Origin of the sequence: Bizionia sp. M204 (assembly GCF_023205095.1) — a bacterium.
Lineage (GTDB): Bacteria > Bacteroidota > Bacteroidia > Flavobacteriales > Flavobacteriaceae > Algorimicrobium > Algorimicrobium hallyeonense.
Genome location: NZ_CP046242.1, coordinates 1,402,031 through 1,417,863 on the forward strand (window position 1 = coordinate 1,402,031; position 15,833 = coordinate 1,417,863).

General features: G+C 34.4%; 19 protein-coding genes. All 19 read left to right on the forward strand.

The genetic code is table 11. The annotated features are described in order from the left end of the window. The first annotated feature begins 26 nt into the window (after positions 1-26). The 19 genes from GMA17_RS06325 to GMA17_RS06415 all read left to right on the forward strand — a co-directional run bounded on the left by GMA17_RS06325 (position 27) and on the right by GMA17_RS06415 (position 15,774). Positions 27-680, forward strand: a complete 654-nt coding sequence (locus GMA17_RS06325; RefSeq protein WP_248400261.1) for a TetR family transcriptional regulator C-terminal domain-containing protein — start codon at positions 27-29, stop codon at positions 678-680. Further along, on the forward strand, positions 677-1,987 hold the full coding sequence (locus GMA17_RS06330; RefSeq protein ID WP_248400264.1) for an AarF/ABC1/UbiB kinase family protein: 1,311 nt from the start codon (positions 677-679) through the stop codon (positions 1,985-1,987). Before GMA17_RS06325 ends, GMA17_RS06330 begins: the two co-directional genes overlap by 4 nt. After that, positions 1,987-2,619, forward strand: coding sequence for a flavin reductase family protein (locus GMA17_RS06335; protein WP_248400266.1), 633 nt, complete (start codon positions 1,987-1,989; stop codon positions 2,617-2,619). The genes GMA17_RS06330 and GMA17_RS06335 overlap by 1 nt, the downstream gene beginning before the upstream one ends. A gap of 2 nt (positions 2,620-2,621) precedes the next feature. Continuing rightward, positions 2,622-4,043 carry an SDR family oxidoreductase gene (locus GMA17_RS06340; RefSeq protein ID WP_248400275.1) on the forward strand — a complete coding sequence of 474 codons (1,422 nt, stop codon included), beginning with the start codon at positions 2,622-2,624 and terminating at the stop codon, positions 4,041-4,043. After that, on the forward strand, positions 4,044-4,184 hold the full coding sequence (locus GMA17_RS06345) for a DUF2256 domain-containing protein (RefSeq protein ID WP_248400276.1): 141 nt from the start codon (positions 4,044-4,046) through the stop codon (positions 4,182-4,184). It abuts the gene before it with no gap. Further along, complete coding sequence (locus GMA17_RS06350) at positions 4,154-5,464, forward strand: DASH family cryptochrome (protein WP_248400277.1); 1,311 nt, start codon at positions 4,154-4,156, stop codon at positions 5,462-5,464. Before GMA17_RS06345 ends, GMA17_RS06350 begins: the two co-directional genes overlap by 31 nt. Further along, positions 5,461-6,993 (forward strand): cryptochrome/photolyase family protein, encoded by a 1,533-nt coding sequence (locus GMA17_RS06355; protein ID WP_248400278.1) that lies wholly within the window; start codon positions 5,461-5,463, stop codon positions 6,991-6,993. Before GMA17_RS06350 ends, GMA17_RS06355 begins: the two co-directional genes overlap by 4 nt. Further along, positions 6,983-8,479: a cryptochrome/deoxyribodipyrimidine photo-lyase family protein gene (locus GMA17_RS06360; protein WP_248400279.1), complete on the forward strand. Its 1,497-nt coding sequence runs from the start codon at positions 6,983-6,985 to the stop codon at positions 8,477-8,479. Before GMA17_RS06355 ends, GMA17_RS06360 begins: the two co-directional genes overlap by 11 nt. Before the next feature lie 92 nt (positions 8,480-8,571). After that, positions 8,572-9,000 (forward strand): hypothetical protein, encoded by a 429-nt coding sequence (locus GMA17_RS06365; protein ID WP_248400280.1) that lies wholly within the window; start codon positions 8,572-8,574, stop codon positions 8,998-9,000. Next, positions 8,997-9,272, forward strand: coding sequence for a TIGR03643 family protein (locus GMA17_RS06370; RefSeq protein WP_248400281.1), 276 nt, complete (start codon positions 8,997-8,999; stop codon positions 9,270-9,272). The genes GMA17_RS06365 and GMA17_RS06370 overlap by 4 nt, the downstream gene beginning before the upstream one ends. Before the next feature lie 49 nt (positions 9,273-9,321). Continuing rightward, complete coding sequence (gene folE / locus GMA17_RS06375; protein ID WP_248400282.1) at positions 9,322-10,020, forward strand: GTP cyclohydrolase I FolE; 699 nt, start codon at positions 9,322-9,324, stop codon at positions 10,018-10,020. 3 nt (positions 10,021-10,023) lie between these two features. After that, positions 10,024-10,248: a hypothetical protein gene (locus tag GMA17_RS06380; protein WP_248400283.1), complete on the forward strand. Its 225-nt coding sequence runs from the start codon at positions 10,024-10,026 to the stop codon at positions 10,246-10,248. A gap of 12 nt (positions 10,249-10,260) precedes the next feature. Continuing rightward, complete coding sequence (locus GMA17_RS06385) at positions 10,261-10,944, forward strand: SDR family NAD(P)-dependent oxidoreductase (RefSeq protein ID WP_248400284.1); 684 nt, start codon at positions 10,261-10,263, stop codon at positions 10,942-10,944. A gap of 30 nt (positions 10,945-10,974) precedes the next feature. Further along, positions 10,975-11,493 carry a glutathione peroxidase gene (locus tag GMA17_RS06390; protein ID WP_248400625.1) on the forward strand — a complete coding sequence of 173 codons (519 nt, stop codon included), beginning with the start codon at positions 10,975-10,977 and terminating at the stop codon, positions 11,491-11,493. 2 nt (positions 11,494-11,495) lie between these two features. Then, positions 11,496-11,666, forward strand: coding sequence for a Lacal_2735 family protein (locus GMA17_RS06395; protein WP_248400285.1), 171 nt, complete (start codon positions 11,496-11,498; stop codon positions 11,664-11,666). Position 11,667: 1 nt separating this feature from the next. Further along, a complete protein-coding gene (locus GMA17_RS06400) occupies positions 11,668-12,132 on the forward strand; it encodes a TspO/MBR family protein (RefSeq protein ID WP_248400286.1) in 465 nt (154 codons plus the stop codon). Next, positions 12,132-12,593: an SRPBCC family protein gene (locus GMA17_RS06405; RefSeq protein ID WP_248400287.1), complete on the forward strand. Its 462-nt coding sequence runs from the start codon at positions 12,132-12,134 to the stop codon at positions 12,591-12,593. The genes GMA17_RS06400 and GMA17_RS06405 overlap by 1 nt, the downstream gene beginning before the upstream one ends. Positions 12,594-12,595: 2 nt before the next feature. Continuing rightward, positions 12,596-13,900, forward strand: a complete 1,305-nt coding sequence (locus GMA17_RS06410) for a deoxyribodipyrimidine photo-lyase (RefSeq protein WP_248400288.1) — start codon at positions 12,596-12,598, stop codon at positions 13,898-13,900. 140 nt (positions 13,901-14,040) lie between these two features. Further along, positions 14,041-15,774: an FG-GAP-like repeat-containing protein gene (locus GMA17_RS06415; protein WP_248400289.1), complete on the forward strand. Its 1,734-nt coding sequence runs from the start codon at positions 14,041-14,043 to the stop codon at positions 15,772-15,774. The last annotated feature ends 59 nt before the right edge of the window (positions 15,775-15,833 follow it).

Below are 15,833 nucleotides of genomic sequence, written 5' to 3' on the forward strand. Positions count from 1 at the left end.
TATCTTTACACAAGAATTTAATTATTATGGCAAAAAAGAAAAACATCACCCAAGACAAGCTTATTTCATTCTATATGGATTATGTTTTAATGCATAGCCATACACCAAAAACCGTGTATGCTTTTGCAAAAGACAACAATTTTGAAGAAGCTGATTTTTATAAAAAATTTGCTTCTTTTGAAGCTTTAGAAAAATCCATATTCAAGGCATTTTTTGAAAACACCTTACAAATGCTAGAAAAAAGCGAAGCATATCAACATTTTGATGCTAGAAATAAATTATTAAGCTTTTATTTCACCTTTTTTGAAAATTTAACGGCAAACCGAAGCTATGTCGTTTTTGCACTTGAAAATAAAGGGTTAAAATCATTAAGTACGCTTTCTGAATTACGTCATGCTTTCAAAAAATATATTGACACATTAAACATTGAAACCCTTGATATTAAAGAACCGCGCATTGTTAAACTTCAAGATTATTCCAAACAAGAATCTTTTTGGATTCAACTTATGATGATTATGAAATTTTGGTTAGACGACACCTCGCCTTCCTTTGAAAAAACAGACATTTTTATTGAAAAGTCCGTTCATGCTGGTTTTGATTTAATAGATATCAAACCACTAAAAAGCGTTTTGGATTTAGGGAAATTTCTCTTTAAAGAAAAAATGCAACAAAGCCTATGAAAACAATTGATAGTATTCCGACAAGCAAAATACAACGTGCTAGCAAACTGGTAAAAACAGGAGCTAAAGTGGGTGTAAATTACTTAAAATATTATGGTGATAAACTCACCAAAACAGAACTAGAAGCTAAAGAGAAATTAAATCAAAATAACGCAGAAGATATTTATGATGGCTTAAAACAATTAAAAGGTAGCGCACTTAAAGTTGCCCAAATGTTAAGCATGGAAAAAAGCATCTTACCGCAAGCTTATGTGGAAAAATTCTCATTAGCCCAGTTCTCTGTTCCGCCATTATCACCACCTTTAGTGGTAAAAACATTTAAAACCTATTTTGGAAAATCACCAGAGGAAATTTTTGACACCTTCAATTCCACTTCCGTCAATGCGGCCAGTATTGGACAGGTTCATTTAGCCGAAAAAAATGGTAAAAAATTAGCTGTAAAAATTCAATATCCAGGTGTTGCCGAAAGTATCCAATCAGATTTAGCCATGGTAAAACCCATCGCTATTAAAATGTTTAATATTAAAGGTAAAGATTCTGATAAGTACTTCAAAGAGGTAGAAAATAAACTGGTTGAAGAAACCAATTATATCTTAGAGCTTGAACAAAGTCAAGAAATAGCAAAGGCATGTTCTCATATTCCCAATTTAAAATTCCCCGATTATTATCCGGAATTATCTTCCGAACGGATTATTACTATGGATTACATGATGGGTAAACATTTGTCTGAATTCACAGCAAAAAACACCAATCAGGATATGGCCAATACCATTGGACAATCGCTTTGGGATTTCTACATGTTTCAAATTCATAAGCTCAAAAAAGTACATGCCGATCCGCACCCGGGAAATTTTCTAATTTCAGATGACGGGCACTTAATTGCTTTGGATTTTGGATGTATGAAAACCATTCCTGAAGATTTCTATGTTCCTTATTTTGAATTAGCTGAAAAGGAAAGCATTGAAAACCCGAAAATCTTTCGAGAAAAAATGTTCAAATTAGAAATTTTAAAACCAGACGATTCGCCTGAAGAATTAGAATTTTTCTCAACTATGTTTCATGAAATGTTAAGCATTTTCACCCAACCATTTCATGCGGAAACTTTTGATTTTTCAGATCCATCATTCTTTGGACGCATTGCAGAATTGGGTGAAAAATATTCAAAAAATACGGAATTGCGTAAAATGAATGGAAACCGAGGTTCTAAACATTTTATTTATATAAACCGAACATTTTTTGGACTGTATAATTTAATGTTCGACTTAAAAGCCAAAGATGTAAAAATCAATAATTTTCACAACCTATAATGAAACATTTCAGCCATGAAGAGATCTCTAAATTAGAACATCTTTATAAAATAAACCTTATAAACAGTTGTTCTGGTTTCAAATCGGCCAATTTAATTGGGACTAAATCTGGAGATGGCATTGAAAACGTGGCTATTTTTAGTTCAGTTACGCATGTTGGTTCAGACCCACCTTTATTAGGTGTTTTTATGAGACCAACAACGGTAACCAGAAACACCTACGATAACATAAAAGAAACGGGGTTTTACACTTTAAATCACGTGCATGAATCTATAATTTCTGAAGCGCATCATACATCAGCAAAATATGATAAACAGATTTCTGAATTTGATGTTACCTCATTAAAAGCCGAATATAAATTGGGAATAAACGTGCCTTTTGTAGCAGCGGCACCTATACAGATGCTCATGGAATTTATTGAAGAATACCATATTAAATCCAATGGAACCATATTAGTCATAGGTAAAATAAAACATTTATTTATTCAAAATCATTTATTAGAAACAGACGGGTTCGTTAATTTATCCAAGGCACAAGTTGTCACCATCAATGGATTAGATGGTTATGCCATTGCAGAATTAAAAGAGCGACATCCCTACCAACGGCCAAAAACTAATTTAAATACCCACTAAATATGAAAATTCTTGTTACAGGTGCAACAGGTTATATTGGCAAACGCTTAATACCATTACTTGTTCAAGATGGTCATCATGTTATTTGTGTGGTTCGCGATATTTTAAGAGCGGATAAGCTTTATGTGGAAGATCCTCACATAGATTTTATAGAAGGTGATTTTCTAAAACCGGAAACCTTAACTAATCTCCCAAAAGATATTGATGTGGCTTATTATTTAATCCACTCCATGTCTAATTCCTCCAAAGATTTTGAAGATTTAGAAGCGCGTTGTGCCGAAAATTTTAAAACGGCCATAACAAAAACCAATGTTCAACAAGTTATCTATTTAAGCGGTATTACTAACGATAAAGAGTTATCTAAACATTTGCGCTCACGCAAACAGGTTGAAGAAATTCTAAAATCAGACAATTACGCGACCACTATTTTCAAGGCTGGAATTATTGTAGGTTCTGGAAGCTCCTCTTTTGAGATTATTCGTGATTTAGTGGAAAAATTACCTTTTATGATTGCACCAAAATGGCTTAATACCAAAACGCAACCTTTGGCTGTCCGTGACGTATTAAGTTATTTATCAAAAAGTGCTGGAGACGAACGGCTTTATAATCAGGCTTATGATATTTTCGGTCCTGAAGTACTCACATACAAACAAATGTTATTGGAATTTGCCGAAGTCCGTAAACTCAAACGGTACATTTTAACGGTTCCTGTTATGACACCCAAATTATCATCATACTGGTTGTATTTCGTGACGTCCACATCCTACAAATTAGCTTCGTCTTTAGTAGATAGTATGGGTGTTCAAATAATTGGTAAGCCAAGCAATATAGAGGAACTTTTAGGCATAAAACCATTGTCATATAAAGAAGCTGTTTCTTTAGCTTTTGAAAAAATAGAACAAAATAGTATTATTTCTAGTTGGAAAGATTCCATGGTGAGTAGCGGCCGACTCAAAAATAATTTCCATAAATATGTGAATGTACCAAAATATGGTTGTTTTAAAGATTATAAGGAACGTCCTGTTACAGATCCAGAAGAAACCATTCGGAAAATTTGGGCTATTGGCGGCAATACCGGTTGGTATTATGGAACCCGTTTATGGCGATTGCGTGGTTATATGGACAAAATGGTGGGCGGCATTGGTTTACGACGCGGACGTACAAGTCCAACGGAATTGCATGTAGGGGATTCACTTGATTTTTGGCGTGTCATTTTTGCGGATAAAGACAAACAAAAGCTGCTACTCTACGCCGAAATGAAATTACCTGGCGAAGCTTGGTTAGAATTTAAAATTGAAGATAATAAGCTGAAACAAACCGCTACGTTTAGACCACGCGGTTTGGCAGGACGACTCTATTGGTATAGCGTTTTACCATTTCATGGTTTTATTTTTAGAGGTATGATTAACAAACTTGCCAGCTAATTGAAAAAATCAGATTTACCTAAAAAAATATGTCCTGTTTGTCAATTACCATTTTCTTGGCGTAAAAAATGGCGAAATAATTGGGAGCACGTAATTTATTGTAGCGAACGATGCAAACGAAACAAAACACATATACATTAGTTTGGTTTACCACCAATTTACGGATTCAAGATAATACGGTTTTGGCCCATGCCTTAAAATTAAACCATCCTATAATTGGTATCTATTGTTTTGATCCGCGACATTACAAAACGACCACATACGGTTTTAAAAAAACAGAAAAATATCGTGCCCGTTTTACGATTGAAAGTGTTCAGGATTTAAAAAACCAGTTGGAGTCACTCAATATTCCGTTATTTACATTCTACGAGAAACCAGAAATAGCCATTCCAAAACTTTGTGAAACTTACAGTATATCAGATATCTGTTTGCAAAAAGAATTTACAAGTGAAGAAACTCAAACTATTCAAAACCTTAAAGTTAAAGTTTCTAAGCTCACAAGCTTTCATGAATGGTATGATCAGTTTTTATTTCATCCTGATGATGTTTTTATTCATTTAAATGAAATTCCAAAGGTATTTACAAATTTCAGAAAAGTATTAGAAAAAAACTGTTCTGTAAACAACAAGCTTAAAGCAACAAAACAAGTTGCTTTTCAAATCGAAAATAACACAACAATTCCAAATTTAAAAATTCTAGGTTTTTCGGAATTTACAACCCATACGCATACGGCTTTTCCATTTTCGGGTGGTGAAACGGCTGCTCAAAACCGATTAAACACTTATGTGTTTGAAACCAAAAAAATAGGATTTTATAAGAAAACTAGAAACGGTTTATTAGGTACAGATTACAGCTCTAAATTTTCGGCGTGGTTGGCCAACGGCTGTATTAGTGCTAGGCAAATATATTGGGCCATTAAAGAGTTTGAGCGCACAGAATTCAAAAACGAATCGACTTATTGGCTTATTTTCGAATTAATCTGGCGCGATTTCTTCAAGTTTATTGCCTTGCAACATGGGAATGCTATTTTTAAAATTGATGGTATTAATCAACAATCCTATAATTGGAAAACAAATCCAACTTTAATTAAAAAGTGGTGTTCTGGAGCAACACCTGAACGGTTTGTAAATGCTAATATGATGGAGCTCAATAAAACCGGCTGGATGAGTAATCGTGGGCGACAAAATGTGGCATCTTACTTTGCCAAAACATTAGAACTCGATTGGCGCGTTGGTGCGGCATATTTTGAATCCCTACTTATAGATTATGATGTGCATAGCAATTATGGTAACTGGTTGTACGTGGCAGGTGTTGGAAACGACCCTAGAAATAGGACTTTTAATGTGAAGCTCCAGGCCGACCGTTATGATGAACATGGTAAATTTCAGAAGCAATGGCTTCAAAATACGTTATTTGAATGAAAACACTCCGACTCCTTTTAGGCGACCAGTTAAATATTAAGCATCCTTGGTTTAAATCCGTTGATGATGATATCGTTTACGCTATTTTTGAAATGCGCCAAGAAACCGATTATGTCACCCATCATATTCAAAAAGTAATTGGGTTTTTCGCAGCCATGCGCGAATTTGCTTCCACGTTAGAATCTGCTGGACACCAGTTTATTTATTATAAAATTACGGATAAAAATAATACGCAAAAACTGCCTGAAAATCTTCAAAAAATTATCCGTGAAAAAGACATTTCTTGCTTTGAATATCAACTGCCGGATGAATATAGATTGGATAGGCAATTGCAAAAATTCGCTAAAACCCTTTCCATAGAATGTAATGTTGTTGATACGTCACATTTTTACACCAAACGTGAAGATTTACAAACGTTCTATAAAGGCAAAAAGCAATTTGTCATGGAAAATTTTTATCGTGACATGCGTAAAAAGCATGACATTTTAATGGCTTATGGTAATCCGGAAGGTGGTAAATGGAATTACGATAAATCCAATCGGAAGAAATGGAAAAACGAACCTGAAATTCCAACGTACAAATATTTTAAGAATGAGGTATCTGCAGTCGTTTCCGATATAGAAAAATCCGGTATTAAAACCATGGGGAATTGGAACCTAAAAACCTTCAATTATCCTATAAACAGGAAGCAAGCTTTGGAGCAGCTTAAATATTTCTGTGAACAGTTATTAATTCATTTTGGCGATTATCAAGATGCTTTGCATACCGATGAAGTTTATTTATTTCATTCACGCTTATCATTTGCCATGAATATCAAATTGATTTCCGCCCGAAATGTGGTTGATACAATTTTAAATTATTACCGAAAGCATGAAGATTCTATAGATATTTCGCAAGTAGAAGGATTTATCCGTCAAGTTATTGGTTGGCGTGAGTATATGCGTGGCATGTATTGGGCATTAATGCCAGACTTCAAAGAGCAGAATTATTTAAACAATAGGAATAGTTTAGCCGATTTCTTTTGGACAGGAAACACCAAAATGGCTTGCTTAAAACATAGTATTTCCAATTCCTTGGATAACGCGTATGCGCATCACATTCAACGTTTGATGATTACGGGAAATTACGCACTCCTAACCCAAACCCATCCAGATGCTGTAGATGCATGGTATTTAGGAATTTATGCAGATGCTGTAGAATGGGTTCAATTACCCAACACGCGTGGCATGAGTCAATTTGCCGATGGTGGAAATATTGCTACCAAACCCTATGTGTCTTCGGGTTCCTATATTCAGAAAATGAGTAATTATTGTGACGGTTGTCATTATAACTATAAGAAAAAAACAGAAGCCGATGCCTGCCCATTCAATAGCCTATATTGGAACTTTTTGGATGATAAGCGTGAACAATTAGAATCCAATTTTAGAATGAAAATGATGTATTCCATCCTTAATAAAATGGATGCCGATAAGCTTTCAGCATTGAAAGAACGCGCGACACACATTATACAAAATCAAGATGCATACTAACCGAGAACCGATACATATTGTTTGGTTTAAACGCGATTTGCGTTTAGAAGATCATGAGCCGTTGAAAAAGGCTCTTGAACAGAATGAGCGTGTGCTTTGCTTGTTTGTTTTTGAACAATTACTTCTTGATGATCCGCATTATAGCGAACGGCATTGGGATTTTATAAAAGAATCTATTCGCGATATGAATGCCTTTTTAAATCCCTATAATACGAAAGTACTGGCTATAAATTCTGATATCATTTCGGCCTGTAACATAATTTCTAATTCGTATCAAATTAAAAACGTTTATTCACATCAAGAAACGGGAATTCAAGTAACTTTTGATCGGGACAAAGCGTTTAAACGCTACTGCAAAAATAATGTAATTTCATGGCAAGAAAGCATTCAAAATGGTGTGGTTCGTGGTTTAAAAACTCGTGAATTATGGTTTGAAAACTGGAATAAAATTATGGCTGAACCGCTTATTACCTTTACAGCTCAAACTTCTAATTTTTTGCCTTTGGATGCTATTTACGAATTAGAAATGCAATGTCAATCAGCAAATCTAGAAACGGCAACAGATAAGCCTTTTCAAAAAGGCGGAACGAAAACAGGAAATAAATACCTACTATCCTTTTTAAACAATAGGCATAAGGATTATATGTTTCATATTTCTAAACCTGAAAAATCTCGAAAAAGTTGCAGTCGTTTGTCACCTTATATTGCTTGGGGCAATTTATCTGTTAGGCAAGTGTATCAAGCGTCTAAAACCGCTCAAGTATCGTCTAGCTATAAGAAGCAATTATCTGCTTTCCGTTCCCGATTACGTTGGCAAGCGCATTTTATTCAAAAGTTTGAGATGGAACATATTATGGAAAAGGTGAGCGTTAATAAGGGTTACCATAAACTTAAAAAATCTATTTCAGAACACTACCAAATGGCTTGGAAAACGGGACAAACCGGGTTTCCTTTGGTAGATGCTAGCATGCGCTGCTTAAACCAAACCGGCTATATTAATTTTAGAATGCGCGCCTTATTAGTATCGTTTTTTACGCATATTTTATGGCAACCATGGCAAGATGCCTCCAAACATTTATCGCGGCAATTTTTAGATTTCGAACCTGGAATTCATTATCCACAATTGCAAATGCAAGCAGGTGAAACAGGTATAAATAATTTACGAATTTATAATCCCATAAAAAACAGTTTAGAACATGATCCTGATGGGATATTTATTAAACATTGGGTTCCTGAACTACGTGATTTAGATTTACCATTCGTGCATGAACCCTATTTAATGACTACCTTAGACCAACAATTCAATAATTTCCAATTAGGTATAGACTACCCCTTCCCTATTGTCGATTTAAAATCGAAAAGAAAACGTGCTAGTGAAACACTCTGGAATATGAAGAAAAACCCCAAAGTTAAAAATGAAAGCATACGCATTCTTAAAAAACACACCATTGATAATCGCTCTAATTTATTGAAGAACGACGATTAATATATTAATTTCCAAAACAATTGTTAATTTTTGTTTAACTTCTATTAATAACCGTTAAACATTTTGTAACTTTGATATTAAATAAACCTAATTTGATATTAAACAGTACATATCACGACAAAGAGCACAAAGAAGTTATTTCGGACTTAATAGGTAAGCCTTATTCTTTTTTTGAAGCACTCAAGTTGAAAGGAATTGGCTCTAAACGCATGATTATAAATGAGGTTAGTCCGAATTTACAAGCCTATTTAAACCGCGTTTCAGATATTAATTACGCCAATATTGAAATGCGTTCTGGCGGAATCATTATATATATTAATAAAGGCCTAAAGAATTTTTCTTGGATTATTCCTTATTATCAATTGGTTTTATATAAAACTAATGGCGCTAGCATTCATGCTCAAGGTAAGTTTATCAACTTTGAAAATAATAACATGTTTAAAGAGAATAAAGCTTTTTTTAAACGCTTATTAGATGCAAAAGTGATTTATGATCAACGTTTTAACTTTATGGACTCATGAATGGTTTTAAAACGCGCGAGATAGATAGAATTATTGAAATGGCTTGGGAAGACCGCACCACATTTGAGGCTATTAAATTTCAATTTGGTTTGGAAGAACAAGATGTTATAAGCTTGATGCGGCGCGAAATGAAACCTAGCAGTTTCAGAATGTGGCGCAAACGGGTTCAAGGTAGGAAAACCAAACATGAAAAATTACGCGCTTTTGAAAAAGGACGTTTTAAATGTAGTAGACAAAAACAAATTACACATAATAAAATAAGTAAACGCTAATGGTGCTTTGCCTCAATAAAATAAGGACAGCACGTAATAAAAAGAGAGTATGAAAATAGAATCTACATTATCTAAAAATCAACAGAAAAACAGTTTAAATGGTTTTTCTACGGACATGATTGGGGACGACCATTTATCAACAGGATTAGAAACACCCATGAAATCTGACGCGTTCAAACTTTCAGATTCCGAAAAAAAGCAACGTATTTCTGTGTTATTTGAAGAAATAATGGATGTTATGGGGTTAGATTTAACGGACGACTCGTTAAAAGGAACACCCGATCGTGTTGCTAAAATGTATATAGATGAAATATTTTCTGGTTTAAACCCTAAAAACAAGCCTAAAGTTGCCTTATTTGAAAATAAGTACCGTTATAACCAAATGGTTCTCGAAAAAAATATTACCTTTTACTCCAATTGCGAACATCATTTTGTACCCATCATTGGTAAAGCACATCTGGCCTATATTTCTTCTGGAAAAGTAATAGGATTATCCAAGTTAAACAGAATTGTGCACTATTTCGCAAAAAGACCACAGGTGCAGGAACGTTTAACGAATCAAATTGCCAACGAACTCAAAACTATTTTAGATACAGAAGACATAGCCGTTATTATTGATGCCAAACATTTGTGTGTATCTTCACGAGGCGTTAAGGACGATACTTCTGCAACTGTAACGGCTTATTACGGTGGCGCATTTAATTCACCAGAAAAAATAATCGAATTACAAAACTATTTAAATCATTAAATTATGGATACCATAGAACGTGCTCTAGAATTTGAGCAAACCAAACTAAAGTCATTATCCACTAGCGATAGAATAAAAATATCTAGAGAAGCTAAAGAACTAATCTTGGAATTAAACAAAATTTACAAGAAAAAGAAAGACGAAAGCATCATGGATATTATGAAGCGTTTAACAGCCATTAAACAAAAAGTTGAAAAACGATTAAAAGGGAGACCCTTAACGGCTTAGATTAATTATAGAATGAAAACTTATATTATTGTTGGGGGCAGCAAAGGCATTGGCCGCGCAATTTCCATGAAATTATTAGAAAATCATAAGGTCATTAATTTAAGCAGGTCTAAACCTGATTTTAATCATGATAATTTAAAACATTATGCGGTTGATATTTTGAGTGATGACCTACCTTATTTAGATCAAGCTGATGGCTTAATATATTGTCCTGGCAGTATTAATTTAAAGCCCATTGGCCGTTTAAGTTTAGATGATTTTCGTTCGGATTTTGAAATTAATGTGATAGGTGCTGTTCAAGCAATTCAAAAATATCTTCCTATAATAAAAAAAGGAGATAAACCGTCCATGTTATTTTTTAGTACAGTAGCTGCAAAATTAGGGATGCCGTTTCATGCTAGCGTGGCGGCTTCAAAAGCAGCTGTGGAAGGTTTGGTAAAATCTATTGGCGCTGAATTGGCACCAACAGTTCGTGTAAATGCCATTGCGCCCACAGTTACGAATACCGAATTAGCGTCTAAATTACTGCGAAACGAGAAAATGATTAACAACATCACAGAGCGGCATCCCCTTAAAAAATTCTTAAACCCAACAGAAGTTGCCGAAATGGCTTCATTCCTCCTATCGGATCATGCAGCCGCTATTTCTGGTCAAATTTTCGAGATGGATTGCGGCATTGTATCCTTCAAAATATAACTCATGAAATACGTATTTACACTTATAATTATGTTTAGTTTATTTAATAAAAGTCAAGCACAAACCGAACCAACACAATCCATATATGATATTGCCATTAACGGTTTGGATGGTAAACCGTTAAAATTATCAGATTTTAAAGGAAAACATATATTGTTTGTCAATGTGGCGTCCAAATGTGGTTTTACGGGTCAATATGAAGATTTGCAAAAACTTTACGATACGTACAAGGATAACCTGATGGTTATAGGCGTTCCATGTAATCAATTTGGTGGTCAAGAACCTGGAACTGCCTCCGATATCCAAACGTTCTGCCAAGCCAATTATGAGGTAACATTCCAAATGACGGAAAAAGTAGACGTTAAAGGTGATAATCAACATGCCCTTTATAAGTGGTTAACCAATCAGGAGTTAAACGGTAAGTCTAGTTCCAATGTTAAGTGGAATTTCCAAAAGTATTTAGTGGATGGAAACGGCCAATTAGTTGATTATTATTTTTCTGTAACCAATCCTATGAGTGGAAAAATTACTAAAAATTTAACGCTGTAATTATGTTTGGACTCTTTAAATCAAAATCTGAAATTGAAAAACTTCAGAAACAATATGAAGTTATTATGAAAGACTGGCATCGCCTATCAACAACCGATAGAAAAGCTAGCGATTTAAAATATGCTGAAGCACAAAAAATTGCTGATAAAATAGAAATTTTACAAAATAAGTAATATGAAATTTGTCCCACTTTTAATTCTGTTTCTAATTATAAATTTTGGCAGTTTAGCAATTGGTAGCTGGTTAATGGGTGATGGCGCTACGTCACCTTGGTACACCAATTTAAATAAAGCACCTTGGACACCTCCAGGCTGGGTTTTTGGTGCGGCATGGACATTTATCATGATTTGCTTTTCGGTGTATTTAACCTATCTGTTTAAAGATTACCAATCGCCATTAATAATAGGCGTATTTGCTCTTCAGGTGGTTTTAAATATTGCTTGGAATTTTTTATTTTTTAATCAGCACCTCGTACTATTCGCTTTAATCACGATTGTTTTATTAACGCTCGTAATCTTTTATTTCTTTTTCACCTTTCGTATGGATGCCATGAATTCTTGGCGCTATTTATTAGTCCCTTATATGATATGGCTTTGCATTGCAACCTCTTTAAATCTTTACGTTTTACTCAATAACTAATGAAAATTTACACCTTACACGCGAAGCAAAATCTACCAATTTCTGTAGATCAGGCATGGGAATTTTTATCGGACCCAAAAAATCTTAAAACTATTACACCAGATTACATGGGCTTTCATATTCTTTCAGGAGCGGACAGACCTATGTTTGCAGGTCAATTAATTCAATATATTGTAACACCTGTTTTGGGTATTAAAACGAAGTGGGTAACAGAAATTACACACGTTATTGACAAGGCATATTTTGTGGATGAGCAACGCTTTGGTCCGTATGCGCTTTGGCATCATAAACATTTTATTAAAGCCATTGATGGTGGTGTAGAAATGGAAGATATTATAGATTACAAAGTTCCTATGGGTATACTAGGTCAACTGATACACCCATTAATTGTGAAGCCAAAATTAGATGAAATTTTTGCCTATCGTCAGAAAAAATTAGTAGAATTATTTGGAACTCTATAAGTATGAAACAACCCTTAAACATTTTTTGGTTCCGACGCGATTTACGTTTAGATGATAATCGTGGGTTTTATGAAGCTCTTAAAAGTGATCATCATGTGCTACCTATTTTTATTTTCGATTCGGAACTATTAGAATCCCTGCCTAAAGGTGATGCACGCGTAACGTTTATTTACCATACGCTGCAAACCATGCGTAAAACACTTCAAAACGAACACAACAGCAGTATTGCTATATATCACGGAACACCTGAAAGCGTTTTTAAACATCTTGTCGATTCGTACGAAATTACTACCGTTTTTACCAATCACGATTACGAACCTTATGCCATTAAGCGGGATAACGATGTGGGTTCATTTTTAGAAGAAAATGGAATTGCATTTAAAACTTATAAGGACCAAGTTATTTTTGAAAAAAATGAAGTCGTTAAAGATGATGGCGATCCCTATCGCGTGTATACACCTTTTATGAAAACATGGAAGGCCGCTTTTAAAACAATAGATTTAGAAATTTATTACACCAACAGCTATTTGGATAATTTGGTTAAAAACACCCGATTACCAAATTTGGAATTATCGGATTTAGGTTTTAAAAAATCTAAACAAGACATAGCACCATATGACGTAACACCCACTTTAATTCAGGAATACGAAGCCAAGCGTAATTTTCCAGCAAAAGATGCCACATCTCGTTTAGGACCACACTTACGATTTGGAACGGTGAGTATTAGGAAAATGGTAAAAAAAGCCATTGCAGAAAAAAATGAGATATTTTGGCAAGAGCTTATTTGGCGTGAATTCTTCATGCAAATACTTTGGCATTTTCCGCACACGGTAACCGAAAGTTTCAAGCCCAAATACGACAATATACAATGGCGTAATAACGAAACGGAATTCCAAGCTTGGTGCCAAGGTAAAACAGGATATCCTTTAGTGGATGCTGGTATGCGGGAATTAAATGAAACCGGATTTATGCATAATCGGGTGCGTATGTTGGTTGGTAGTTTTTTATGTAAACATTTGCTGATTGATTGGCGTTGGGGAGAAGCCTATTTTGCAGAAAAATTACATGATTATGAAATGGCTAGTAACATTGGAAATTGGCAGTGGGTTGCGGGTTCTGGTGTGGATGCAGCACCTTATTTTAGAATTTTTAATCCAACCACCCAAATTGAAAAATTTGATAAAGATTTAAAATATATTAATAAATGGGTACCCGAATTTCAAGAACTCACCTACCCTTCAAAAATAGTGGATCATAAAGAGGCACGAGAGCGTTGTTTAAAAGTTTACAAGGAAGCTGTCAGTTAAAATTATATTTAAAATACGCTGATTGCCACTTCAAAAAACTTCCAATTATACCTAAAATCGTTTTTTATAGACACATAATCAGATATTTAACTTATTTATTCATGCTTTGTTTTATATTTATTTTATAAAATAGATTTAACATGATGAAAAAATTACTTATCGCGCTGACATTAATCCCTATGATTGGTGTTGCGCAAATTTCTTTTACTAGTGGAAACGGTAATTTGGTTAACGCCTCCTTAAAAAGTGGTGTTGCCATAGGTGTTTCTGATATGAATGGTGATGGTTTGGACGATATTATTCGTTTAAATGGCGCCTCTTCTTTAGAGATAGAATACCAAAACACCAATGGTATTTTTACTCGATTAAATTATGGAAGCACAAGTGGTTCCAAATGGGGAATGGCCATTGCGGATGTTGATAGAAACGGGTATAACGATATTTTAATGGGTGGAAGTTATAACGGTTTAAAAGTATATACAGCCAACAGTTCGGGCACTGATTATAGCTCTAACCTACTAACATACAACATATTTGTTCAAAACTTGAACTTTGCGGATATTGATAATAATGGCACTATAGACATATTTGCCTGTCATGATAATGGTTTATCTAAAGCGTATAGTAATGATGGTACAGGCGCTATGACAGAAAATCTAGGATTAATTAATACGGCTTCCACTATACCTTCCGATAATTCTGGAAATTATGGCAGTATCTGGATTGATTATGACAATGATGGTGATTTAGATTTATATATTTCTAAATGCCGTTTAGGCGTTTCCAATCCCAATGATGGCAGGCGTGTCAATTTACTTTTCGAAAATGATGGTAACAATAATTATTCTGAAGTTGCCGTTGCTCGTGGTTTAGTTCCTTATGGACAATCTTGGGCTGCTGCATTTGAAGATATTGACAATGATGGCGATTTAGATTGCGTGATTGTAAATCATGATATTACCAGTATGATTCTTGAAAATGATGGAAATGGAAACTATACAGACATCACGGCTTCATCAGGAATTGCGACGTCATTGGATAATTTAGGTGATGGTGGTATTCAAGTCATCATGGAGGATTTTGATAATGATACCTTTGTCGATATTTTTATAACCACCAGAAATGGTATTCATAAATTATACAAAAATGATGGCGATAACACCTTTACAGAATTAGCTAATCCGTTTCCTTTGCCTTACAATACATTTAGAATACAAAGTGCTGCCGTGGGCGATTTAAACAATGATGGTTTTATAGATGTTATGGCTGGTTTTGGTTCAGGTTATAATAATCCGAGTAGCAATAAACCGGATAGATTATATTTAAATTCTGGAAATAGCACGAATAATTGGACCTCAATTCTTTTAGAAGGAACGACAAGCAATATCAATGGAATTGGTGCTCGTATTGAAATTTATGGTGCTTGGGGAAAACAAATACGTGAAGTCCGTTCAGGTGAGAGTTATGGTATTATGAATTCCCTAAAAACACATTTTGGGTTAGGAACGGCAACAGCCATCACTAAAATTGTTGTTAAGTGGCCATCTGGAAATGTAGATGAGTTATTAGCGCCAACCATTAATCAATCTATCACTATTACGGAAGGCTCTACATTAAGTACTGCCCATACGGAAGCAATTTCTAAAGTACGTATATACCCGAATCCAACGTCTCGTTTTATTACGGTTGAAACCAATAATACACATTCAAACGTTGCCTATTCATTATATGATGTTTCAGGAAAACTATTGCAAGCAAACCAAAGGCTGAATGTTAATAAGCAAATTCCATTACAATCTTTAGCAGCTGGTATTTACATGCTTCAATTACACATTGATGGCGAAATAAGTATGCGAAAAATTATAAAAGAATAAGTTCAGTTTATTCCATAAAAAAATGCTTCTAAATTATTTAGAAGCATTTTTTTTATAAA

Excerpts from the sequence above, each read along its gene's own strand:
- GMA17_RS06355 (WP_248400278.1), top strand. The coding sequence starts at position 5,461 with ATGAAAACACTCCGACTCCTTTTAGGCGACCAGTTAAATATTAAGCAT.
- GMA17_RS06390 (WP_248400625.1), top strand. The coding sequence starts at position 10,975 with ATGTTTAGTTTATTTAATAAAAGTCAAGCACAAACCGAACCAACACAA.
- GMA17_RS06370 (WP_248400281.1), top strand. The coding sequence starts at position 8,997 with ATGAATGGTTTTAAAACGCGCGAGATAGATAGAATTATTGAAATGGCT.
- GMA17_RS06325 (WP_248400261.1), top strand. The coding sequence starts at position 27 with ATGGCAAAAAAGAAAAACATCACCCAAGACAAGCTTATTTCATTCTAT.
- GMA17_RS06350 (WP_248400277.1), top strand. The coding sequence starts at position 4,154 with ATGCAAACGAAACAAAACACATATACATTAGTTTGGTTTACCACCAAT.
- GMA17_RS06400 (WP_248400286.1), top strand. The coding sequence starts at position 11,668 with ATGAAATTTGTCCCACTTTTAATTCTGTTTCTAATTATAAATTTTGGC.
- folE (WP_248400282.1), top strand. The coding sequence starts at position 9,322 with ATGAAAATAGAATCTACATTATCTAAAAATCAACAGAAAAACAGTTTA.
- GMA17_RS06405 (WP_248400287.1), top strand. The coding sequence starts at position 12,132 with ATGAAAATTTACACCTTACACGCGAAGCAAAATCTACCAATTTCTGTA.
- GMA17_RS06410 (WP_248400288.1), top strand. The coding sequence starts at position 12,596 with ATGAAACAACCCTTAAACATTTTTTGGTTCCGACGCGATTTACGTTTA.
- GMA17_RS06340 (WP_248400275.1), top strand. The coding sequence starts at position 2,622 with ATGAAAATTCTTGTTACAGGTGCAACAGGTTATATTGGCAAACGCTTA.
- GMA17_RS06330 (WP_248400264.1), top strand. The coding sequence starts at position 677 with ATGAAAACAATTGATAGTATTCCGACAAGCAAAATACAACGTGCTAGC.
- GMA17_RS06335 (WP_248400266.1), top strand. The coding sequence starts at position 1,987 with ATGAAACATTTCAGCCATGAAGAGATCTCTAAATTAGAACATCTTTAT.
- GMA17_RS06395 (WP_248400285.1), top strand. The coding sequence starts at position 11,496 with ATGTTTGGACTCTTTAAATCAAAATCTGAAATTGAAAAACTTCAGAAA.
- GMA17_RS06385 (WP_248400284.1), top strand. The coding sequence starts at position 10,261 with ATGAAAACTTATATTATTGTTGGGGGCAGCAAAGGCATTGGCCGCGCA.
- GMA17_RS06360 (WP_248400279.1), top strand. The coding sequence starts at position 6,983 with ATGCATACTAACCGAGAACCGATACATATTGTTTGGTTTAAACGCGAT.
- GMA17_RS06380 (WP_248400283.1), top strand. The coding sequence starts at position 10,024 with ATGGATACCATAGAACGTGCTCTAGAATTTGAGCAAACCAAACTAAAG.
- GMA17_RS06415 (WP_248400289.1), top strand. The coding sequence starts at position 14,041 with ATGATGAAAAAATTACTTATCGCGCTGACATTAATCCCTATGATTGGT.